Origin of the sequence: Micromonospora sp. NBC_00389 (genome assembly GCF_036059255.1) — a bacterium.
Taxonomy (GTDB): domain Bacteria; phylum Actinomycetota; class Actinomycetes; order Mycobacteriales; family Micromonosporaceae; genus Micromonospora.
The window spans coordinates 7,421,111-7,441,319 of the sequence record NZ_CP107947.1 but is presented as its reverse complement, the minus strand read 5'-3'; the positions used below and the strand labels follow the sequence as shown (position 1 = coordinate 7,441,319).

At 72.2% G+C, this 20,209-nt stretch carries 22 protein-coding genes; 14 read left to right on the top strand and 8 right to left on the bottom strand.

Features of this window, described 5'->3' with window-relative positions; translation table 11 throughout:
- The first annotated feature begins 79 nt into the window (after nt 1–79).
- On the top strand, nt 80–277 hold the full coding sequence (locus tag OG470_RS35110; protein WP_328418927.1) for a hypothetical protein: 198 nt from the start codon (nt 80–82) through the stop codon (nt 275–277).
- Nucleotides 278–369: 92 nt separating this feature from the next.
- Here OG470_RS35110 and OG470_RS35105 read toward each other — a convergent pair whose 3' ends face one another.
- Nucleotides 370–1,062 carry a Crp/Fnr family transcriptional regulator gene (locus tag OG470_RS35105; protein WP_030337710.1) on the bottom strand — a complete coding sequence of 231 codons (693 nt, stop codon included), beginning with the start codon at nt 1,060–1,062 and terminating at the stop codon, nt 370–372.
- A gap of 294 nt (nt 1,063–1,356) precedes the next feature.
- Here OG470_RS35105 and OG470_RS35100 point away from each other — a divergent pair, with 294 nt between their 5' ends.
- The 5 genes from OG470_RS35100 to OG470_RS35080 all read left to right on the top strand — a co-directional run bounded on the left by OG470_RS35100 (nt 1,357) and on the right by OG470_RS35080 (nt 4,943).
- On the top strand, nt 1,357–1,854 hold the full coding sequence (locus OG470_RS35100) for a polyadenylate-specific 3'-exoribonuclease AS (protein WP_328426804.1): 498 nt from the start codon (nt 1,357–1,359) through the stop codon (nt 1,852–1,854).
- Nucleotides 1,855–1,942: 88 nt separating this feature from the next.
- Nucleotides 1,943–2,446: a pyridoxamine 5'-phosphate oxidase family protein gene (locus OG470_RS35095; protein ID WP_328418926.1), complete on the top strand. Its 504-nt coding sequence runs from the start codon at nt 1,943–1,945 to the stop codon at nt 2,444–2,446.
- A 171-nt stretch (nt 2,447–2,617) separates the two neighbouring features.
- A complete protein-coding gene (locus tag OG470_RS35090) occupies nt 2,618–3,646 on the top strand; it encodes a 6-phosphofructokinase (RefSeq protein WP_328426802.1) in 1,029 nt (342 codons plus the stop codon).
- A gap of 71 nt (nt 3,647–3,717) precedes the next feature.
- The gene (gene proC / locus OG470_RS35085) at nt 3,718–4,536 is read left to right on the top strand and encodes a pyrroline-5-carboxylate reductase (protein WP_328418925.1); all 819 of its coding nucleotides are present in this window, start codon (nt 3,718–3,720) and stop codon (nt 4,534–4,536) included.
- 56 nt (nt 4,537–4,592) lie between these two features.
- Nucleotides 4,593–4,943 (top strand): DUF2203 domain-containing protein, encoded by a 351-nt coding sequence (locus OG470_RS35080; RefSeq protein ID WP_328418924.1) that lies wholly within the window; start codon nt 4,593–4,595, stop codon nt 4,941–4,943.
- 32 nt (nt 4,944–4,975) lie between these two features.
- Here OG470_RS35080 and OG470_RS35075 read toward each other — a convergent pair whose 3' ends face one another.
- The 3 genes from OG470_RS35075 to OG470_RS35065 form a co-directional block, all read right to left on the bottom strand.
- Entirely contained in the window at nt 4,976–5,686 is a 711-nt protein-coding gene (locus OG470_RS35075) for a class F sortase (RefSeq protein ID WP_328418923.1), read from the bottom strand.
- A complete protein-coding gene (locus tag OG470_RS35070; RefSeq protein ID WP_328418922.1) occupies nt 5,656–6,525 on the bottom strand; it encodes a DUF4397 domain-containing protein in 870 nt (289 codons plus the stop codon). The genes OG470_RS35075 and OG470_RS35070 overlap by 31 nt, the downstream gene beginning before the upstream one ends.
- Nucleotides 6,526–6,657: 132 nt before the next feature.
- The gene (locus OG470_RS35065) at nt 6,658–7,326 is read right to left on the bottom strand and encodes a class I SAM-dependent methyltransferase (protein WP_328418921.1); all 669 of its coding nucleotides are present in this window, start codon (nt 7,324–7,326) and stop codon (nt 6,658–6,660) included.
- Between the two features lie 107 nt (nt 7,327–7,433).
- On the opposite strand from OG470_RS35065, the gene OG470_RS35060 reads away from it, so the two are divergent.
- Together OG470_RS35060 and OG470_RS35055 are read left to right on the top strand one after the other, a co-directional pair.
- The gene (locus tag OG470_RS35060; protein WP_328418920.1) at nt 7,434–9,035 is read left to right on the top strand and encodes a glycosyltransferase 87 family protein; all 1,602 of its coding nucleotides are present in this window, start codon (nt 7,434–7,436) and stop codon (nt 9,033–9,035) included.
- Between the two features lie 15 nt (nt 9,036–9,050).
- The gene (locus OG470_RS35055) at nt 9,051–9,293 is read left to right on the top strand and encodes a hypothetical protein (protein WP_328418919.1); all 243 of its coding nucleotides are present in this window, start codon (nt 9,051–9,053) and stop codon (nt 9,291–9,293) included.
- Nucleotides 9,294–9,354: 61 nt separating this feature from the next.
- Here OG470_RS35055 and OG470_RS35050 read toward each other — a convergent pair whose 3' ends face one another.
- Complete coding sequence (locus OG470_RS35050; RefSeq protein ID WP_328418918.1) at nt 9,355–10,029, bottom strand: NADPH-dependent F420 reductase; 675 nt, start codon at nt 10,027–10,029, stop codon at nt 9,355–9,357.
- A 97-nt stretch (nt 10,030–10,126) separates the two neighbouring features.
- Between OG470_RS35050 and OG470_RS35045 the strand changes: the two genes are divergently transcribed.
- Nucleotides 10,127–10,972, top strand: a complete 846-nt coding sequence (locus tag OG470_RS35045) for a GNAT family N-acetyltransferase (protein WP_328418917.1) — start codon at nt 10,127–10,129, stop codon at nt 10,970–10,972.
- 119 nt (nt 10,973–11,091) lie between these two features.
- Here OG470_RS35045 and OG470_RS35040 read toward each other — a convergent pair whose 3' ends face one another.
- Nucleotides 11,092–11,586: a glutathione peroxidase gene (locus OG470_RS35040; RefSeq protein ID WP_328418916.1), complete on the bottom strand. Its 495-nt coding sequence runs from the start codon at nt 11,584–11,586 to the stop codon at nt 11,092–11,094.
- Between the two features lie 167 nt (nt 11,587–11,753).
- Between OG470_RS35040 and OG470_RS35035 the strand changes: the two genes are divergently transcribed.
- From OG470_RS35035 to OG470_RS35020, 4 genes are all read left to right on the top strand, one after another.
- Nucleotides 11,754–13,364 (top strand): glycosyl hydrolase family 18 protein, encoded by a 1,611-nt coding sequence (locus OG470_RS35035; protein WP_328418915.1) that lies wholly within the window; start codon nt 11,754–11,756, stop codon nt 13,362–13,364.
- 179 nt (nt 13,365–13,543) lie between these two features.
- Complete coding sequence (locus OG470_RS35030; protein WP_328418914.1) at nt 13,544–14,050, top strand: hypothetical protein; 507 nt, start codon at nt 13,544–13,546, stop codon at nt 14,048–14,050.
- Nucleotides 14,051–14,138: 88 nt separating this feature from the next.
- The gene (locus OG470_RS35025; RefSeq protein ID WP_328418913.1) at nt 14,139–15,545 is read left to right on the top strand and encodes a class II 3-deoxy-7-phosphoheptulonate synthase; all 1,407 of its coding nucleotides are present in this window, start codon (nt 14,139–14,141) and stop codon (nt 15,543–15,545) included.
- Nucleotides 15,546–15,595: 50 nt separating this feature from the next.
- Entirely contained in the window at nt 15,596–16,627 is a 1,032-nt protein-coding gene (locus tag OG470_RS35020) for a threonine aldolase family protein (protein WP_328418912.1), read from the top strand.
- Between the two features lie 105 nt (nt 16,628–16,732).
- Here the strand turns inward: OG470_RS35020 and OG470_RS35015 are convergent, their stop codons facing one another.
- Nucleotides 16,733–17,599: a deoxyribonuclease IV gene (locus OG470_RS35015; RefSeq protein ID WP_328418911.1), complete on the bottom strand. Its 867-nt coding sequence runs from the start codon at nt 17,597–17,599 to the stop codon at nt 16,733–16,735.
- Nucleotide 17,600: 1 nt separating this feature from the next.
- Complete coding sequence (gene pknB / locus OG470_RS35010; RefSeq protein ID WP_328418910.1) at nt 17,601–19,586, bottom strand: Stk1 family PASTA domain-containing Ser/Thr kinase; 1,986 nt, start codon at nt 19,584–19,586, stop codon at nt 17,601–17,603.
- A 179-nt stretch (nt 19,587–19,765) separates the two neighbouring features.
- On the opposite strand from pknB, the gene OG470_RS35005 reads away from it, so the two are divergent.
- Complete coding sequence (locus OG470_RS35005) at nt 19,766–20,143, top strand: Rv2175c family DNA-binding protein (protein ID WP_328426800.1); 378 nt, start codon at nt 19,766–19,768, stop codon at nt 20,141–20,143.
- The last annotated feature ends 66 nt before the right edge of the window (nt 20,144–20,209 follow it).

Here is a 20,209-nt window from a genome sequence, read left to right as displayed (position 1 = left end):
TGTGGACAGTCCACCCGGGCATTCACGGACTAGATTCAGGCAGCCACATGTCGTTCAGCGAGCACAGGGGGACAGGTCAATGGTGTACGTCAAGTTGGAGAGCGACTGGACCGACGGCAACGGGGTCAGCCACTCCGCGGGTGAGTCGGTGGACGTCGACGCCGCCACCCTCGCCACCCTGCAGGCCGAGGGCATCGTCATCGAGCAGTCCCACGGGGCGGGCGGCGACGGCAAGGGCCCGGACAAGTGGGCCGGTCCCGGCAGCTCCGGGGTCTGACTCAGCGCTGGTGAAGCGACGACGCGGCCGGGTCACCCACGGGTGACCCGGCCGCGTCGTGTCCGTTTCGGTGCGTCGCCCGTCGGGCGGGATCAGCGGTCGTTCATGCCGGCGCGTCGACGCAGCGCGGCCACGTCGGTCACCACGATCCGGCGCCCCTCGGTGCGCAGCCAACCACGACTGGCGAACGACCCGATCGCCTGGTTGACGCTCTGCCGGGAGCCGCCGGCCATCTCGGCCAGCTGGCTCTGGTTGAGCTCGATGGTGATCATCGGCGCCTGGCTCTCGCCGGCCAGCCGGACCAGCGTCTTGGCCACCCGACCGGGCAGGTCGAGGAAGACGTGGTCGGCGTTCTGCTCGGTGAGCCGGCGGATCAGCCCGCCCAGCGAGCGCATCACCGCGTCCAGGATGCGCGGGTTGGAGTGCACCAGCTCCATGAACGCCCCCCGGGACAGCGCGAGCGCCGCGCAGTCCTCAATGGCCTCGGCCGAGGCCGACCGGGTGGAGGCGTCGAGCAGGGAGACCTCGCCGAGCACGTCCGGTGGACGGATCACCGACAGCACGGCCCGCTCGCCGGTGGGTGCGGTGCGGAAGACGGCCACCGCGCCCCGGCGGAGCACGATCAACGACTCGCCCGGGTCGTTCTCCACGAAGAGCAACTGACCCTTGCGGTAGGTGCGCGGGACGGCGGCGGCGATGACCCGCTGCCGCACCTCGGGCTCCAGCCCAGCGAACATCTCGACACCCGTGAGCGCGTCACCCGGCTCCGGCAGGCGAACCTCCACGGGCCAACCCCTCCCCGGTAAAGGACCACAACTCGCTCACCGGGCGAACCTGATGGCCCCGACAAGGTGAACTGACACCGGTTCGGCGTCCGGTAGCGGTACACATCAGATCATGACGGTCCGGTCGCTTGCTGTACACCCCTCGAAGCACTTCCGTGACCGTCCCGAGCTGCGGCGTACCGCTTTCTGGGGTGCAGATCCAGGCCGGCGGCACGGGTCTTCGCCGGCGCGGCCCGCGGCCGTCCGCCGGCCCCGCCGGTCAGCGCCGCGTGGCGGTGGGCGAGGATGGCCGGAATGGTCTACCGCTACTTCTACGACTGCGAGTTCATCGAGGACGGCCAGACCGTCGACCTCGTCTCGATCGGTGTCGTCGACGAGTACGGCCGCGAGTTCTACGCGGTCTCCACCGAGTTCGACGACTCCCGCGCCGTGCCCTGGGTCCGGCGCAACGTGCTGGACAAGCTGCCGTCGCCGGCCGACCGGGCCTGGCGCTCGCGGGAGCGCATCCGCGACGACCTGTACGACTTCCTGGTCGAACCGGTCCGGGACCGGCCGGGGGAGCAGCTGGAGCTGTGGGCCTGGTTCGCCGCGTACGACCACGTGGTGCTCGCCCAGCTCTGGGGTGCGATGCCGGCGTTGCCCCGGGAGATCCCCCGATTCACCAAGGAGTTGCGGCAGCTCTGGGACGACCGTGGCCGGCCAACCCTGCCGGACGCGGACGCGGCCCGGCACGACGCCCTGGTCGACGCCCGGCACAACCTGGCCCGCTGGCGGGCGATGACGGCCCGCTGAGCGGCGACCGGTGACGGCCGCACCGGCGGAGGTTTGACCGGTTCTGTCCAGGGCACCGGTTCGACGAGTCGAGCCGAGGGAGAGTGCCATGAGCAACGAGTCGACCAGCGCCGCCGAGGCCCGGGCCCGAGTCACCGAGCTGGCCCGGGCCGCGCGGGTCTGCATGCTCACCACGATCGCCCTGGACGGGCGGCAGGTGAGCCGGCCGATGGGCCTGCAGGAGGCCGAGTTCGACGGCGACCTGTGGTTCTTCGCCTCCGCGGACTCGGCCAAGGTCCGCCAGATCCGGGTGAACCCGGAGGTCAACGTCGCCTTCTCCGACCAGAGGCACAACGCCTGGGTATCGATCTCCGGCACCGCCAACGAGGGGTTCGACCGGTCCCGCGCGGACCGGCTCTGGAGCCCGGTGCTCAAGGCCTGGTTTCCGGACGGGTTGGACACCTCCGGCCTGACGATGATCAAGGTGCACGCCAGCTCCGCCGAGTACTGGGACTCGCCCAGCAGCACCGTGGTCAACCTGCTCGGCTTCGCCAGGGCCGCCGTCACGGGCCGGCCGCCGGAGGCCGGCGAGAACCACGAGGTGACGTTCTGACCCGCGAGAGGTGGCCGGTCGACCCGGGGCGCGCTGTCACCGCACAGGCAGGCCGACTACAGTGCGCAGTGACGGCCCGCCCCGGGCCGGCAACGGCGCCGATGGTCTGACCTGACACATATCCTGGGGCATATCGGGCTTTACCTGATGCTCCAGGAGGATGAGCGGATCATGCGTATCGGCGTGCTCACCGGCGGCGGCGACTGCCCAGGTCTCAACGCGGTCATCCGGGCGGTCGTCCGCAAGGGCGTCGCCACTTACGGTCACGAGTTCGTAGGCTTCCGGGACGGCTGGAAGGGCCCGCTGGAGGGTCTGTCCCGGCCGCTCGACATCGCCGACGTCCGCGGCATCCTGCCCCGCGGTGGCACCATCCTCGGCTCGTCCCGGACCAACCCGTTCAAGATCGAGAACGGCGTCGAGCGGATCAAGGACAACCTCGCGGAGCAGGGCGTGGACGCCCTGATCGCGATCGGCGGCGAGGACACCCTCGGCGTGGCCACCAAGCTCTACGAGCTGGGCGTGCACGTGGTCGGCGTACCGAAGACGATCGACAACGACCTGGGCGCCACCGACTACACCTTCGGCTTCGACACCGCGGTCAACATCGCGATGGAGGCCATCGACCGGCTGCACACCACCGCGGAGAGCCACCACCGCACCCTGGTCGTCGAGGTGATGGGCCGGCACGCCGGCTGGATCGCCCTGCACGCCGGCCTGGCCGGTGGCGCCAACGTGATCCTGCTGCCGGAGCGGCAGTTCGACGTCGAGCAGGTGGCCGGCTACGTCGAGAAGCGCTTCCAGCACCAGTACGCCCCGATCGTGGTGGTCGCCGAGGGCGCCCAGCCGCTGGACGGCCAGATGGTGCTGGCCAACCAGGAGCTGGACTCGTTCGGTCACGTCCGCCTCGGCGGCATCGGCCAGTGGCTGGCCGAGCAGTTGGAGGCCAAGACCGGCAAGGAGGCCCGCACCGTGGTGCTGGGTCACATCCAGCGCGGTGGCACCCCGACCGCCTTCGACCGGGTGCTCGCCACCCGGCTCGGCCTGCAGGCCATCGACGCGGTGCACGAGGGTGACTGGGGCAAGATGGTCGCGATGCAGAGCACCGACATCGTCCGGGTGCCGCTGGCCGAGGCCACCCGCGAGCTGAAGACCGTGCCGCTGGAGCGGTACGCCGAGGCTGAGGTCTTCTTCGGCAGCTGATCGACGGTCGACGGCGCGGTGGGCCTGCGGGTCCGCCGTGCCGCGACCCGACGCGAGGGGGTACGACCGAGATGTCCGCCGGTGTGCACACGGTCGCGGTGATCGGCGCAGGCAAGATCGGTGAGCTGATGCTCTCCGGGCTGCTGCGCTCGGGATGGCCGGTCGACCGGCTGTTGGCCACCGCCCGCCGACCGGCACGCGCCGAGGAGCTGACCGCCCGCTACGGCGTCCGAGTGGTCGACAACCTGGCCGCGGTGGACGAGGCGGCGGTGCTCGCGGTCTCGGTCAAGCCGCAGGACGCCGCCGCGCTGCTGGACGAGATCGGCCCCAAGGTGCCCGCCGACAAGCTGGTCATCTCGCTCTGCGCCGGGCTGCCCACCAGCTTCTTCAACCGCCGGCTGCCCGAGGGCACCCCGGTGGTCCGGGTGATGACCAACACTCCGGCACTGGTCGACGAGGCGATGACGGCGATCTCGGCGGGCGCGTACGCCACCGGGACGCACCTGGCCCTCGCGGAGGAGATGTTCAAGCCCCTCGGCCAGACGATCCGGGTGCCCGAGTCGCAGCAGGACGCGGTCACCGCGCTCTCCGGCTCCGGTCCGGCCTACTTCTACCTGCTGGTCGAGGCCATGATCGACGCCGGGATCCTGCTCGGGCTGCCCCGGCAGGTGGCGCACGAGCTGATCGTGCAGACCGCGATCGGCTCCGCGGTGATGCTGCGCGACTCCGGCGAGCACCCGGTCAAGCTGCGCGAGGCGGTCACCTCGCCGGCCGGCACCACCATCTCCGCCATCCGCGAGCTGGAGAAGCACGGCGTCCGGGCGGCCATGCTGGCGGCGCTGGAGGCTGCCCGGGACCGCGCCCGCGAGCTGGCCGCCCAGGCCGACTGAGACTGTCGCCCGTCGCGGGGCCCTGCACGCCCGGGTGGGTGCCGCATACTGGCCCGGTGTTCACACTCGCCCAGGCCCGGCACCTGGTGGCCACCCTGCAGCCGCGTGTCGACGAGTTGATCCGGCTGCGGGCCGACCTGGCCGAGCTGCGCGCCGACCTCACCGACCACGGCGTCAGCGCGCTCGGCGGGTTGGCCGAGGTGAAGGGGCTGGAGGCCCGGCTGCACGGCGTCGTCGACGAGCTGCACCAGCACGACATCCAGGTCAAGGGCATCGCACCGGTGCTGCTCGACTTCCCCGGCGAGCGGGCCGGCCGCGCCGTGCTCTGGTGCTGGCTGGAGGGGGACTCCGACGTGCGCTGGTACCACCGGGCCGAGTGCGGCTTCGCCGGCCGCCGCCCGGTCTGAGTGCGCACTGGCCAGGGCCGGCGACCGGGTGCTCAACCCGCGGCGGAGTCCGGCAGCACCGGGCCGGCGGCGTCGGTCACCGCGAACACCACCACGTTGTCCCGGTAGTGCCCGCGCCGTCGGTCGAAGTCGCCGCCGCAGGTGACCAGGCGTAGCTCTGCGCCGGGCGTCGGGCCGTAGACCACGGCGGTGGGGAACTGGTCCTTGCGCGTGCGCAGCGACCCGGTCACCCGGAACGACAGTCGCTGCCCGCCACGCCACACCTCCACCCGGTCGCCCGGACGAAGCTCGCCGAGCCGCGCGAAGACCGCCGGGCCGCGCCGCGAGTCCAGGTGGCCGGCGAGCACGGCCGGGCCGGTGTCGCCGGGGGCCGGGCCGCCGCCGTACCAGCCGGCGGTCTCGAAGTCGGTCGGCGGGATCAGCGCGCCGGCCCGGTCCAGGCCCAGCACGGTGAGCGTCGAGTCGACGCCGATCCGCGGCACGCGTACCCGGGTGGGTGGGCCCTGCGGCGCGGGCACGGCGGCGGGCGACGGGCAGTCGTCGGCGCAGCCCGGCTGCCAGCTCGCCGACGGCGGCGGCAGCGCCGGGCCGGTGGTGGCGAGCCCGACCCCGGTACCGGCGGCCAGGCAGAGCGCCGCGCCGGCCGCGACCAGCGCGGCCAGCGGCACCCGGCGGTCGCGGTGCCGTCGGATCGCGAGGTCGGGCCCGGTGCTCACCAGGTCGTGCGCCGCCGCCGGCGCCACAGCAGCAGGCTCACCGCGACGGCCGCCGCGGCCAGCCCGCCGGCCACCAGGGGGTACGCGCCACGCCCGGTCCCGGCGGTGCCGCCGGCGCCGGTGTCCACGCCACCGGCCGGTACGACGGTGCCGCCCTCAGCGTCGCGGCGCAGCTCGGCGGTGAGCCCGCCCTGCTTCGCGTCGAGCACCAGCAGCGAGTAGACCACGCCTCGGGTCAGCTGCACCTCGGTGTCGGTGCTCGGCCCACCGGCGCCGGTCAGCTTCAGCCGCCAGCTACCCGGCTCGACCTGCTGGTAGGCGGTGGTGGTGGCGAACTGGACGCCGTTGGCGATCATCGGACCGTCGGCGGCGGCCACATCGAGCACCGGGGTCCGCACCGACGCCTGCACGACGCGCACCTTGGCCCGGCCCTGGGCGGGCGCGCTGAGGTCGTCGTTGAGCACCCGCAGCCCCAGGTCGGCGTGCCGACCGACGCCGGCCACCGTGTACGCGTCGCCACTGGTCACCGCGACCTCGGTGGTGAGCACCGGGGGATCGCTGGCGGGGGCGCCGGCCTCGCGCATCGCCACCGCGTACCGGCCGGGCGCCAGCTCCAGGTAGTCGGAGACCACGCCATAGCCGACCCCGGGGAAGACCTGCGGCTTCGCGGCGTCGGGGGCGGCCAGGTAGACGTCCACCGCCGGGGTGTCGGGGGAGAGATGGGCGAGCCGGACGTATCCGACGGTGGCCGCGCCGGTCGCGGCGCTGACCGGCATCGGCGTGCCGGCGGCGGCGAGGGTGGTGCCGAGCAGGAGCGCGCCAGCGCCGGCCAGCAGCCGGCGGGGCACGGTACGGAGCGTGTGCATGTCGCCTCCGAGGCACGTTCGGTGAGCGGGCGGCAACCCACGGACAGAGTCCCGTGTACGGGACCATCACGCAAGTCGCCCCGGGGATGTCGCCGGATTTTTGTCACCCGTGCCGAGTGCGTGACGGGCCGGTCAGTCCTTGACGGCGAGGAAAGCGAGCAGATCCGGGACGCCACCCGGGCCAGCCTCGGCGACCCGGACCAGCCGTAGGCCGGCGGCCACCGTCGCGTTGAGCAGGTCGGCGAGTGGCACGTGCCAGGCGCCCACCCGCACCCGGACACCGCTGGTGTTCCAACTGGCCAAGCTGCGTGACCGGTCGGCGTACCGCTCGTCCACGACGACGCTCGGCCGCTGGCTCCAGTCCGCGAACGCCCCCACGAAGCAGGGGTGCACGCCCACGTGCACGAACCGCCCGCCAAGGCGTAGCACCCGGGCGACCTCGCGCAGCACGGCCGGGTAGTCGGGTACGTCCGTGCTGGACAGCACGCACATCGCCGCGGGCAGCGACGCGTCGGCGATCGGCAGCGCGACAGCGTCGGCCCGGGTCACCGGCAGCCGCCCGGAGGCGTGCCGCAACTGCCCGCCGGACAGGTCCACGCCCACCGGTGTCCAACCCAGACTCGCCGGCACGGCGGCGTGCGCGCCGGTGCCGCAGCAGATGTCCAGGCAGGGGCCTTCGCCCGCGCCCAGCAGGTCCGCCACCGTCGTGTGCACCCGCCGGAGATATCCACCCCCGGCCGAGATGAAGTCCTCGTACCAGTCCGCGTGGGCGTCGTACGCGGGTGTGCTCGTCGCTCCCATCAGCCGATGCTAGGGATCGGGACGCGCCGCGCGGCATCCGTTCTCCCGAGGGCAGACGCGGCGCTGGCGGGCCGCCGCCGGTCGTCGCGGTCCCTTATTCTCGGTCGATGCGGGATCGCCGGGTGGCGCTGGCGTGGGCGGCCTTTGTGGTCGTCGCGCTGCTGTCCTGCGTGCTCGTGCTGCGGCGCGAGGACCGCCTCTCCGACCTGCACATCTACTACGGGGCGCTGTCCGACCTGCACTCCGGCCGGCCGCTGTACGGGTACAAGGCGGAGAACGGCGGCCCGTTCACCTATCCGCCGTTCGCCGCGCTCGTGCTGAGGCCGATCACCGCCGTCAGCGAGGGCGTACTGCAGGGGATCTGGCTGGTCGCGACGTGCGCGGCGGTCGTCGCCATCGCCGGGACGGTCGGCGTCGCGCTGACCGCCCGACGGTCCCGGCGCCCGCTCGTCGTGGCGGTGGCGGCCACGGTGCTGATGCTCTCCGCGCCGGTGCAGAGCAACCTGCGCTTCGGCCAGGTCAGCATCTTCATCGTGCTGATGGCTCTGCTCGACGGGATGGGCGTCGTCCCACCCCGACTGCGCGGGGTGCTGGTCGGCATGGCCGCGGCGATCAAGCTGACCCCGCTGCTGTTCGTGGTGTACTTCCTCGCCACCGGCCGCTACCGCGACGCCGGCCGTGCGGCGGCGACGTTCGTGGCCTGCGCCGGGCTCGCCGCGATCGTGCTACCCCGGGAGAGTTGGACCTACTGGACCGAGTCCGTGCGGCAGACCTCCCGGATCGGCAACCTGGCGTCGCTGGGCAACCAGTCCCTGCACGGGATGCTGCTGCGCGTCGGTGTCGACGAGGCATCGCTGCCTCTGCTCTGGGCCGGCCTGGTGGCGCTCATCTGCGCGGCGGCGCTGCTGCGGGCCCGGCAGTTGACGGCGCAGGGCCGCTCCGCACACGGCGCGGTGCTCGTCGGCTGCGCCACCGTGGCCGCGTCCCCGGTGTCCTGGACCCACCACCAGGTGTGGCCGGTGCTCGCCGCGATGCTGTTGATCGGCGCGTCCGGCGTCACCCAGCGGGCCGCTGGCGCCGCGCTGCTCGGCACGATGGTCGTCTCGTTGGGTGCGGTCCTCAGCCCGGTATCGACGCGGCCGGGCGTGCAGTTCCTGTTCGAGAACGCCCGCGCCGTCGGGGTGTGCCTGCTGTGCCTGGCCGGCTTCGGGGGCGTCGCGGTCGCCGCCGCCCGGACGAACCGGCGGCCGGCCACCGGGCGAGCCTGGTGGCGGGTGGGCATCGCGGCCACGGTGGCTGTCGCGTTCTTCGCCGTCCAACCCCTGCCCGCCGGAGCGGACCCGACCTTCAAGGCGTACAACCTCGACGACGTGGTCAACCCGCGGTACTTCTTCGTCTGTCGGGGCCCGGTCGAGTGCGCCGCCTATCGCACCGACGCGCCGGTCACCTTCGGCACCCGCGCCGAGAAGACCAAGGTACGGGTCAACGGCGTGGTCTCCCCGCAGGTGGCCCGATTGGAGTACTACTCCGCGCCAGGCGGGGCGCCCCGGGCCATCCCCCTGCTCGACGCGTATCCGGGGACCCGGACGTTCTCGTTCCGGTCGGCGAGCATGGCGCAGGGTCGGCTCATCGCGTACGCCTCGGACGGCCAGCCGATCGCCAACTACGACGACGAACTCGCCGCCGCCCTCCGCACGACCACCCGATAGGGGAGGCTGCGCGAGGTGTCGGACATTCCGCTTGACCGGTACGGCCGAATAGTGACCGGAGAGAACGAGGGATACCTCATTCACGTCCACTTTGACGCTGAGATCACCGGCGGGTATTACGTCCATCTGGTCGACGACCTGGCGAATCCCTCCGGCGGCGGAGACTACTGGGCCAAGGACCGGGACGAGTTGGCCAACCTCTTCCGTCTCTCGGAGTGGCGCGTCGAATGGCTGGGAGAAGAGTGCCGGTCCCCATGAGAACTGCGCGGAGCCGACCGGTCGCCGGGTGGGCCGAGGGCGGCCCGCCCGGCGGTGGTGGTCAGCGGGTGGCGGCGGCCAGGGCGGTGCGCAGCTTCTCGGCGTCGCTCTGGGCCGGGTGCTCCCAGTTGGTCGGGTCGGCGGAGTAGATGGTCCCATAGGCCGGGGTGTCCGGCTGGTAGCGCCACCCCTCGGCCAGCGACCCGGCATCCACCGCGTCGTAGCCGATCCGGTCCAGGAAGGCGGTCACCTCGGCCTTCGCGGCGGCGTCGTCGCCGGCGATCGCGAGGGCGCTGCGGTCGGCCGCGCCGCCGGGCCGGGGCAGCGCGGCCAGGTGCTTGAAGAAGATGTTGTTGAAGACCTTCACCACCCGGGACTCCGGCAGGTGCTGCTGGAGCAGTTCGCTGCTGGTGATCTCGCCGGAGTCCAGCTCCGGGAAGTTCCCGTCGCGCTGCGGGTAGTAGTTGTTGGTGTCGATGACGACCTTGCCGGCCAGCGGCTCCACCGGCACCGCCCGGTACGCCTTCAGCGGAACGCTGACCACCACCAGATCGCCCACCTGCGCCGCGTCCTGTGCCGTGCCGGCGCTGGCATGCTTGCCCAACTCCTCGACCAGGTCGGTGAGCGTCTCCGGCCCGCGCGAGTTGCTCAGCACCACGTCGTACCCGGCGGCCACCGCCAGCCGGGCCACGTTGCCACCGATGTGGCCACTGCCGATCAGTCCCACAGTTGTCATGCTCGTTCCCAACTCCGTCCACCCGCGACACATTCCCGACTGGTGCGGTGGGTTATTCCGGTTGCCGGCGTGCCGACCGGTGCGCAGAATCCCGTCCGTGCAGTGTCTGACCGAGGATCTCGCGACCTTCACCGCCGCAGCCGACGCCTGGCTGCGCCGCGAGCCTGTCCTGCACAACGTACTGCTCACGCTGGTCGCGGACCGGCTGTCCGGGGACGTGCCACTCTCCGGTGACGAGCAGTTCGTCCGGGTGGTCGACGGCGGCGCGACGGTGGGCGTGGCGGTGCACACCCCGCCGCGCGGGCCGCTGCTCGGCGCGGTGTCGGTGGCCGCCGCGCGAGCACTGGCCGACCACTTCGTCCGGGCGGCGCCACCGCTGGCCGAGGTGCACGGCCCGGTTCCGGCCGTCGGGGAGTTCGCCGAGCGGTACGCCGAGTGCGCCCACCTGGTGGCCGTACCCGGCACGGCGCAGCGGATCTTCGAGCTGGCCGCGGTCCGGTCGCCGGTCGGCGTACCCGGGCGGGCTCGACCCGCCACCACCGCGGACCGGGACCTGCTGATTACCTGGGCCGCCGCGTTCCTCGCCGAGACGGCGCCCGGCGGGCCGCCGGTGGACCCCGCCCGGCAGATCGACGCCCGGCTGCCGCACGGCGACCTGCTCTGGCTGTGGGAACAGGCCGGTACGCCGGTCGCGACGGCCTGGCTGAGCCGGCCGGTGGCGGGGGTGGTCCGGGTCAGCGGCGTGTACACCCCGCCAAAGTGGCGGGGGCACGGCTTCGCCAGCGCCTGTGTCGCGCACGTCAGCCGGTACGCGCTGAATACCGGCGCCGCCGCCTGCACGCTCTACACCGACCTGGCCAATCCGACCAGCAACCGGATCTACCAGGTGCTCGGCTACCGCCCGAAGGTCGACGTGCCCCAGTGGCGCTTCGTCGCGCGCTAACGCCCCTCCCACGGTCGATCATGGAGTTGTGGCGGGGGACGAATCCGGCGAACCATGACGCGTCGGGCACCACAAGTCCATGATCGGCCCGTGGGTCGGGTTGTGGGTCGGGTTGTGGGTTAGGGGGTGGGGGGAAGCAGCTTCTCTATGGCGGCGTGTAGCTCGTCGGCACCGGGCTCGACGGTGGGGGCGAACCGAGCGGCGGCCGTGCCGTCCGGGGCCACCAGGAACTTCTCGAAGTTCCACCGGACGTCCCCGGTGTGCCCGTCGGCGTCCGGGGTGTCCACCAGCGCGGCGTAGAGCGGGTGCCGGTTGGGGCCGTTGACGTCGACCTTCTCGGTCAGCGGGAACGTGACCCCGTAGTTGACCTGGCAGAAGTCGCTGATCTCGGCAGCGCTGCCGGGCTCCTGCCCGGCGAACTGGTTGCAGGGCACGCCGAGCACCACCAGGCCGCGGTCGGCGTAGGAGTCTGCGAGGGCCTGCAGGCCGGCGTACTGGGGGGTCAGGCCGCAGCGGGAGGCGACGTTGACGACCAGCAGCGCCTTGCCGCGGTAGCGGGCCAGGTCGGCGGGGCCGCCGCTGAGAGCGTCGATCGGGATGTCGAAGACGGTCATGGTTCGAGGCTACTTGCCGGCCGACGGGGCGCCGGTGACGGGTGGAGCAGGTGCACTCCACGCACCAGGAGAAATCGATACATGCACATCTTGACGAAGTGATGACGCGCTGAGTACCGTCTCACCATCTCTTTTGGAAAGTTTCCTAACAGTTCGGGAGACGCCTCATGAAAAGATCGCTCCGCCGGGCCCTCTGGGCCGGTGCCGTGGTCGCCTTGACCCTCACCGCGGTGCCGATGACCACCGCGTTCGGCGCCGGCACCGTCACCGCCACGTTCGCCAAGGCACAGGACTGGGGGACCGGTCACGAGACGAGGGTGACCGTCAACAACGGGTCGAGCGCCACGGTCAGCACCTGGCGCATCGAGTTCGACCTACCGTCGGGCACCACCATCAGCAGCGCCTGGGACGCCGATGTGACCAGCAGCGGCAACCACTACGTCGCGGTCAAGAAGAGCTGGGCGGGCGGTCTCGCCCCGGGCGCCTCGTTCAGCTGGGGCTACAACGGCACCGGCGCCTACAAGGCGCCGTTGAACTGCACCGTCAACGGCGCCGCGTGCGGCGGAGGCACCACCCCGCCGACCACTCCGCCGCCGACCACGCCCCCGCCGACCACCCCGCCGCCGACGACGCCGCCGCCGACCACGCCCCCGCCGAACCCGGGTGCCAAGAAGGTCGTCGGCTACTTCGCCGAGTGGGGCGTCTACGCCCGCAACTACCACGTCAAGAACATCCAGACCAGCGGCTCGGCAGCCAAGCTGACCCACATCCTGTACGCCTTCGGCAACACCACCGGCGGCCGCTGCTCCATCGGCGACAGCTACGCCGACTACGAGAAGGCGTACACCGCGGCGGACAGTGTCGACGGCGTCGCCGACACCTGGGATCAGCCGCTGCGCGGCAGCTTCAACCAGCTGCGCAAGCTCAAGCAGTTGAACCCGCACCTGAAGGTGATCTGGTCCTTCGGCGGCTGGACCTGGTCCGGCGGCTTCACGCAGGCCGCGCAGAACCCGGCCGCCTTCGCCGAGAGCTGCTACAACCTGGTCGAGGACCCGCGCTGGGCGGACGTCTTCGACGGCATCGACGTCGACTGGGAGTACCCGAACGCCTGCGGCCTGACCTGTGACAGCAGCGGTCCGAACGCGTTCAAGAACGTGGTCGGCGCGCTGCGGACCAAGTTCGGCTCCAACGCCCTGGTCACCGCCGCGATCACCGCGGACGGCAGCAACGGCGGCAAGATCGACGCCACCGACTACGCCGGGGCCATGGGCAGTCTCAACTGGCTGATGCCGATGACGTACGACTACTTCGGCGCGTTCAACGCCCAGGGCCCGACCGCCCCGCACTCGCCGCTCACCTCGTACACCGGCATCCCGCAGCAGGGGTTCAACTCCGACGCGGCGATCCAGAAGCTCAAGAGCAAGGGCGTACCGGCCAACAAGCTGCTGCTCGGCGTCGGCTTCTACGGCCGGGGCTGGACCGGCGTCACCCAGGCCGCCCCGGGCGGCAGCGCCACCGGTGCGGCACCGGGCACCTACGAGGCGGGCATCGAGGACTACAAGGTCCTCAAGAACACCTGCCCGGCCACCGGCACGGTTGCCGGCACCGCGTACGCCAAGTGCGGCAACAACTGGTGGAGCTACGACACCCCGTCGACCATCAACGGCAAGATGACGTACGCGAACAACCAGGGCCTCGGTGGCGCGTTCTTCTGGGAGCTCTCCGGTGACACCGGCAACGGCGAGCTCATCGGCGCCATCAAGGGCGGTCTCGGCTGAGCCGAGGGCCGACGCACCACCCACACGGCGGGGAGGGGCCGCACCGTCCCTCCCCGCCCGTGACGGACCGGCCCGGTCGACGCACAGCGTCGGCCGGGCCGCTGGCGTTGGGCGGGCCGGCCCCGATGTGGCAGACTCGCGGCTCGGCAGTCTCGATGTCCCCGTCGACGGAGGTGATCATGCGCTCGACCCACCGCAGGCTGGCCGCGACCGCCGCTGGGCTGGTGCTGCTGCCGGTCGCCCTGGTCGGCTGCGGGATCGGCGGCGGCGGCGATGAGCCGGCCGCCAAGCCTGAGCGTGCCCCCGCCGAGGAGGCCGCAACCCGGTCCCGTGAGCGGGTGCAGGCGTACCTCGACGCGATGACCGCCAAGGATGTCGCGGCCGGCCGCAGCCAGCTCTGCGCGCTGCTGCACGAGGGCTTCGACCTGGGTGCCACCGGCCCCAACGGCGACTTCGCGGACCATTTCGAGGTGCCCGAGGCGGCCATCACCGATGTCCGGTCCGGCTCGCGCGGCCAGGAGGTCAGCGTCTCGGTCTCGGTCACCGCCGGCACGCGCAAGGTCACCCGACCGCTGGTGTTCACCGTCACCCGCGACGGCGGCGACTGGTGCATCGCGGGGGAGGCGCCGGGTGGCGTCCCGGCCGCCGCGACGCCGACCGGCGTCGCCCCCTCGCCCGCGTCCTGACCTGCGCCCGCTGGGATTGATCTCCCAACAGCCGGAACCGTCACCCTCGCCGCCCGGGCACCCCGACGGCCGCCGTAGGCTTTCTGTCATGCGCCATGAGTGGCATCAGCTGAGCCATCCCGGGGTGGGCAGCCCGGGCCTGCAGACCAGCCGACCGACCGTCGACTCCGCCGAGGACGCGGCCCTCGGCCTGGACCGATGGCGGGAGTTGCCCCGCGAGCAGACCCCGCCGTGGTCCGACCCGGCCACGGTCGCCGAGGTCTGCAAGGTGCTCGACACCGTTCCGTCGGTCGTCGCGCCCTACGAGGTGGATCAGCTCCGGCAGAAGCTGGCCCTGGTCTGCGAGGGCAAGGCTTTCCTGCTCCAGGGCGGCGACTGCGCCGAGACCTTCGCCGACAACACCGAGAGCCACCTGCTGGCCAACGCCCGGACCCTGCTCCAGATGGCGATCGTGCTCACCTACGGCGCCTCGCTGCCGGTGGTCAAGGTGGCCCGGGTCGCCGGACAGTACACCAAGCCCCGCTCGCTGCCCACCGACGCGCGCGGCCTGCCCGCGTACCGCGGCGACATGATCAATTCGCTGGAGGCCGACCCGGCCGCCCGGGTCGCCGACCCGCAGCGCATGATCCGGGCGTACGCCAACTCGGCGGCGGCGATGAACATGCTCCGGGCGTACCTCGCCGGTGGGCTCGCCGACCTGCACGCGGTGCACGACTGGAACAAGGGCTTCGTGAAGAACTCCCCGGCCGGGGAGCGCTACGAGGCGATCGCCCGGGAGATCGACCGGGCGCTGGCCTTCATCCGGGCCTGCGGGATGACCGAGGACGAGGCGCTGCGCACCGTCACCCTCTACTGCTCCCACGAGGCCCTGGCCCTGGAGTACGACCGGGCGCTCACCCGGGTCTCCGACCGCCGGGCGTACGGGCTCTCCGGGCACTTCCTCTGGATCGGCGAGCGCACCCGGCAGATCACCGGCGCGCACATCGACTTCATCTCCCGGATCGCCAACCCGATCGGCGTCAAGCTCGGCCCGACCACCTCCCCCGACGAGGCGATCGAGCTGTGCGAGAAGCTCAACCCGGACAATGTCCCCGGCCGGCTCACCCTGATCAGCCGGATGGGCAACCACCGGGTGCGCGACGCCCTGCCGCCGATCGTGGCCAAGGTCACCGCCGCCGGCGCCAAGGTGGTCTGGCAGTGCGACCCGATGCACGGCAACACGCACGAGTCGTCCAACGGCTACAAGACCCGGCACTTCGACCGCATCGTCGACGAGGTGCTCGGCTACTTCGAGGTGCACCGGGGGCTGGACACCCACCCCGGTGGCCTGCACGTCGAGTTGACCGGCGAGGACGTCACCGAGTGTCTCGGCGGCGCCCAGGGCATCGAGGACCTCGACCTGCCCGACCGGTACGAAACCGCCTGCGACCCGCGACTGAACACCCAGCAGTCATTGGAGCTGGCCTTCCTGGTAGCGGAGATGCTCCGTGGCTGACGCGAGGAGTGAGCTTGCGAGCCCCGCAGTCGGCAGCCGAAAGGACAACTGTGGCTGACATGTTCGTGGATTTGCGCTCCGACACGGTGACCCGGCCGACCGCTGGCATGCGGGAGGCGATGGCCACCGCAGAGGTCGGTGACGACGTCTACGGCGAGGACCCGACCGTCAACGCGCTGGAGGCCGAGGTCGCCGCGCTGTTCGGGCACGAGGCGGCGCTGTTCGCCCCGAGCGGGTCGATGGCCAACCAGATCGCCCTGCAACTGCTGGTGTCGCCCGGCGACGAGCTGCTCTGCGACGCCGACGCGCACGTGGTCACGTACGAGATCGGTGCCGCGGCCGCGTACGGCGGGATCTCCTCGCGGACCTGGCCTGCGGTCGGCGCGGACATCGACCCGGAGACGGTCGCCGGGATGATCCGGCCGGACGGCTACTTCGCCGTCCCCACCCGCGCGATCGCCGTCGAGCAGACCCACAACCGAGGCGGCGGCGGGGTGATCCCGCTCTCCACCCTCCGGGCGCTGCGCCGGGTCGCCGACGACGCGGGGGTGGCGCTGCACTGCGACGGCGCCCGGATCTGGCACGCGCACGTCGCCGACGGGGTGCCCCTGATCGAGTACGGCCGGCTCTTCGACACGATGTCGGTCTGCCTCTCCAAGGGCCTCGGCGCACCGGTCGGCTCGCTGGTGGTGGGCAGCGCGGAGAAGATCGAACGCGCCCGGCTGATCCGCAAGCGGATGGGCGGCGGCATGCGTCAGGCCGGCATCCTCGCCGCCGCCGGCCGGTACGCGCTCGCGCACCACGTCGACCGGCTGGCCGAGGACCACGCCAGGGCGGCCCGGCTCGCCGAGGCGGTCGCGCCGTTCGGCGTGCTCGCCACCGCAGTCCGCACCAACCTGGTCCCGCTGGACCTGACCAAGCACGCGCTGGACGCCCGCGCCCTGGCCGCCGCCGCGCGGGCCGAGGGCGTACTGATCTCCGTGCTCGGCCCCCGTACCGCCCGCCTGGTGACCCACCTGGGCCTCGACGACACGGACATCAGCCGCGCCACCACCGTCCTGACCAGCGTCCTGTCCGCCTGACCCCACCCCGCGGTCCTCGCTGTTGATCAAGAGGTTTGCGTCAGATTCCGGCCTCCGGATGACGCAAACCTCTTGATCAACAGGTTGGGCGGGGTGGGGTGGGGGTTAGGGGTGGAGGCGGGTGAGGGTGGCGATGTCGGCGGCGTGGCCGATCTGCTTCTCACTGGGGGTCTCCACGACGACCGGGACGCCGGCGGTGGCCGGGTGGGCCATCAGCTCGGCGAAGGCCGGCTCGCCGATGGTGCCCTTGCCGATGTTCTCGTGCCGGTCCCGGGTGGAACCGCACAGATCCTTCGAGTCGTTGGCGTGCACCAGCCGCAGCCGGTCCGCCCCCACCGTGGCCACCAGCGTGTCCAGGGTCGCCGTCATCCCGCCCTCGACGGCCAGGTCGTGCCCGGCGGCCCAGGCGTGACAGGTGTCGAAGCAGACCCCCAGCATGGGGTGCCGGTCCACCGCGTCCAGGTAGGGCCCGAGCTGCTCCACCCGGGAGGCGAGCGACCGCCCGCCGCCCGCGCTCGGCTCCACCAGCAGCATCGGCCCGCCGGCCTCGGCGGCCCAGTCGAGCAGCGGCAGTAGCTCCTGGCGGACCTGTCGCATCGCCGCCTCGGCGTGCCCCTCGTCGACCGAGCTGCCGGCGTGGAACACCACCGCCTGAGCGCCGATCGCAACCCCCCGGCGCAGCGCGTGCGCCAGCGTCTGCGCCGACCGTTCGACCGTGGCCGGGGTGGGCGAGCCCAGGTTGACCAGCAGCGAGGCGTGGATGAAGGTCGGGATGCCCCGCTCGGCGCAGCCGTCGCGGAACAGCACGTCCTGCGTCGGGTCACCGGCGGGCAGCGCCCAGCCCCGCGAGTTGGAGACGTACACCTGCACCACCTCGGCGCCGGTCGCGTCGACGTACGGCAGGGCGGCCTTGGCCAGCCCACCGGAGGTGGGGGTGTGTGCGCCGACCGGTCGGGAGCGGGTCACCGGCATCTCAGAAGCATCCGATGGTGACCTGGGTGCCCGGCGGCACCTGCGAGTTCTCGCCGGGGTTCTGGAACCGGACCACGGCGTTCGGGTTGAACTGGATCGCCACCGGGAAGCCCTGGCTCTCCAGCACCTGCTTGGCCTGCGGGCAGGGCAGGTCGATCACGCGGGGTACGACCACCGCCGGCGGGCCCTTGCTGACCTCCAGTTTGACCTGGGTGCCCTTCTCCACGCCGGCGCCGTCGGCCGGGCTCTGACCCAGGATCTCGTCCTTGGGCTTGTCGGAGTCCTTGTAGGTCTCCACCGGCACCAGGTTGAGTTGGGCCAGGGTGGTCCGGGCCTCGGTCAGGCTCTTGCCGACCAGGTTCGGCACCGACACCGGCGCCCGGCCCCGGCTCAGGATGAGGGTGATCTTCGCGCCCGGTTTGACCTCGGCGCCCACCTTGGGGGAGCTGTCCACCACGACCCCGGCCGGCAGGCTGTCGTCGTAACGGGCGGTGCCCTTGGCCACCACCAGCTTCGCGTTGACCAGGTCCGCCTCGGCCAGCTCGAACTCCTTGCCGATCACGTCCGGGACCGGGAAGCGCTCCGGGCCGAGGGAGAGGGTCAGGGTGATCGTGCCACCCTTGACGATCTTGGTGGTCGACGCCGGGCTCTGCCCCAGCACGCTGTCCTTCGGGGCCTTCTCGTCGTAGCGCGGCTCGCCGTACGCCAGGGTGAGCCCGGCGCGGTCGGCCCGCGCCTGCGCGTCGGCGTTGCTCAGGCTGACCAACTGCGGGGCGGCCGTGTAGCGACCGACGCCGAACCACCAGCCGCCGACGGCGGCCACCAGACCCAGCACCACCACCACGGCCGCGACGGCCAGCCGGCCCCGCGGGTTGCCCATCACCGTGCTGCGCAGCTCGGCGAGCCGGGACCACAGCCCCTCCGCCGGCTCGGGGGCGGCCCGCCGCCGGCCCGGCCCCTGGTTGCCGCCCTCGGGCAGCCGGGCCCAGGCAGGGCGCTCAGCCGGGCGGACCGTGGCGACCATCATGGTCGGCTGGGAGACCGGCGGCTCGTCGGTCACCCGGCGCAGCACGGTGGTACGGCTGTTGGCGTCGCCCAGGGCGTCCCGGGCCACCTGCACCTCGGCCAGCAGCACGCCAGCGTCGGCTGGCCGGGCACCCGGATCGCGCCGGGTGGCCCGCTGAACCAGGTCGTCGAGGATCGACGGCAGGCCGGGCACCAGCGTCGAGGGTGCCGGCACGTCCCGGTCGACGTGTTGCCAGGCGACGTCCACCGGACGGTCCCCGTCGTAGGGCACCCGACCGGTGAGCATCTCGAACAGCACGATGCCGGCCGAGTAGACATCGGTACGCGGGTCGGCCCGACCCTCGGTGACCAGCTCCGGGGCGACGTACGCCACGGTGGCCATCAGCTGGTTGCCCTGCTCCTCGTCGGCGCTCGCCTCGACCGCCCGGGCCAGCCCGAAGTCGGCCACCTTGACGACGCTGTCCACCAGGTTGGCCACGCCGCCGGTGGGCGCCTCGGCGACCAGCACGTTCTCCGGCTTGACGTCGCGGTGCACCAGGCCGGCCCGGTGCGCGGCGGCGATCGCGGCGAGCATCTGCTCGGAGATGGCCAGCACCTCGTCCGGGTTGAGCCGGCGTCGCTCGGCCAGCACGTCGCGCAGCGTGCGGCCGCGGACGTACTCCATCACCAGGTACGGCAGACCGGCATGGGTGCCCTGGTCGTAGACCGCCACCACGTTCGGATGGGTCAGCCGGGCGATGGTCTTCGCCTCGTCGGTGAACCGGGTCACGAAGTTCGCGATCCGGGCACGGGCTTCGGGGGCCTGGGTCGGATGAATGATCTTTACAGCGACGGTGCGCTCGAGGCGTTCGTCGGTGGCGGTGTACACGGTCGCCATGCCGCCACGGGCCACGCGACCGCGAATGCGGTAGCGCCCGTCGATAAGCGAGCCCAGCAACGTGTCGGCGACCTGTGTGTCCATCGGCAGGGAGTCTATGTGTCCAAGGGGCGAAGTTTGAACAGGATGCTACAGGCCGGGGCTGGGCCTGGTCCGTCCCGCCGCGTTCGCCGCCCCCGTCCCGACGGGTTGGTGCCGGTCATCCGGGGTGCCGGTGGCTCGTCCGGGCAGTGGCGTGGCAGGGTGATCGGGTGACCGAACCCATACCCGACCAGGCCGTACCCGGCCTCGCGCTCGCCGGACCCGCCGACCTGGCCGACTGGCTCACCCTGCCCGACGTCGCCGAGCGCCTCGACGTGTCGATCAGCAAGGTGCACCAGATGATCCGCGACCGGGAGTTGCTGGCGGTCCGCCGCGACGGCATCCGGCGGATCCCGGCGGATCTGGTGGCCAACCAGACCGTGCTCAAGCACCTGCCCGGTGTGCTCAACCTGCTCTCCGACAACGGCTACGACGACGAGGCCGCGCTGCGCTGGCTCTACGAGCCGGACGAGACCCTCCCCGGAGCCACCCCCGCCGCAGCCCTCTCCGGCGACCAGGCCCGCGAAGTCAAACGCCGAGCCCAAGCCCTCGGCTTCTAACCCCGCCCCCGGCCCTCCCCGCGCGCCCCGCGTCGATCATGAAGTTAGCGGCGTCCGCACCGGCGA

Coding starts and splice junctions, on each gene's coding strand:
- OG470_RS35110 (WP_328418927.1), top strand. CDS start 80: ATGGTGTACGTCAAGTTGGAGAGCGACTGGACCGACGGCAACGGGGTC.
- OG470_RS35100 (WP_328426804.1), top strand. CDS start 1,357: ATGGTCTACCGCTACTTCTACGACTGCGAGTTCATCGAGGACGGCCAG.
- OG470_RS35095 (WP_328418926.1), top strand. CDS start 1,943: ATGAGCAACGAGTCGACCAGCGCCGCCGAGGCCCGGGCCCGAGTCACC.
- OG470_RS35090 (WP_328426802.1), top strand. CDS start 2,618: ATGCGTATCGGCGTGCTCACCGGCGGCGGCGACTGCCCAGGTCTCAAC.
- proC (WP_328418925.1), top strand. CDS start 3,718: ATGTCCGCCGGTGTGCACACGGTCGCGGTGATCGGCGCAGGCAAGATC.
- OG470_RS35070 (WP_328418922.1), bottom strand. CDS start 6,525: ATGCACACGCTCCGTACCGTGCCCCGCCGGCTGCTGGCCGGCGCTGGC.
- OG470_RS35065 (WP_328418921.1), bottom strand. CDS start 7,326: ATGGGAGCGACGAGCACACCCGCGTACGACGCCCACGCGGACTGGTAC.
- OG470_RS35060 (WP_328418920.1), top strand. CDS start 7,434: ATGCGGGATCGCCGGGTGGCGCTGGCGTGGGCGGCCTTTGTGGTCGTC.
- OG470_RS35050 (WP_328418918.1), bottom strand. CDS start 10,029: ATGACAACTGTGGGACTGATCGGCAGTGGCCACATCGGTGGCAACGTG.
- OG470_RS35040 (WP_328418916.1), bottom strand. CDS start 11,586: ATGACCGTCTTCGACATCCCGATCGACGCTCTCAGCGGCGGCCCCGCC.
- OG470_RS35035 (WP_328418915.1), top strand. CDS start 11,754: ATGAAAAGATCGCTCCGCCGGGCCCTCTGGGCCGGTGCCGTGGTCGCC.
- OG470_RS35030 (WP_328418914.1), top strand. CDS start 13,544: ATGCGCTCGACCCACCGCAGGCTGGCCGCGACCGCCGCTGGGCTGGTG.
- OG470_RS35025 (WP_328418913.1), top strand. CDS start 14,139: ATGCGCCATGAGTGGCATCAGCTGAGCCATCCCGGGGTGGGCAGCCCG.
- OG470_RS35015 (WP_328418911.1), bottom strand. CDS start 17,599: ATGCCGGTGACCCGCTCCCGACCGGTCGGCGCACACACCCCCACCTCC.
- pknB (WP_328418910.1), bottom strand. CDS start 19,586: ATGGACACACAGGTCGCCGACACGTTGCTGGGCTCGCTTATCGACGGG.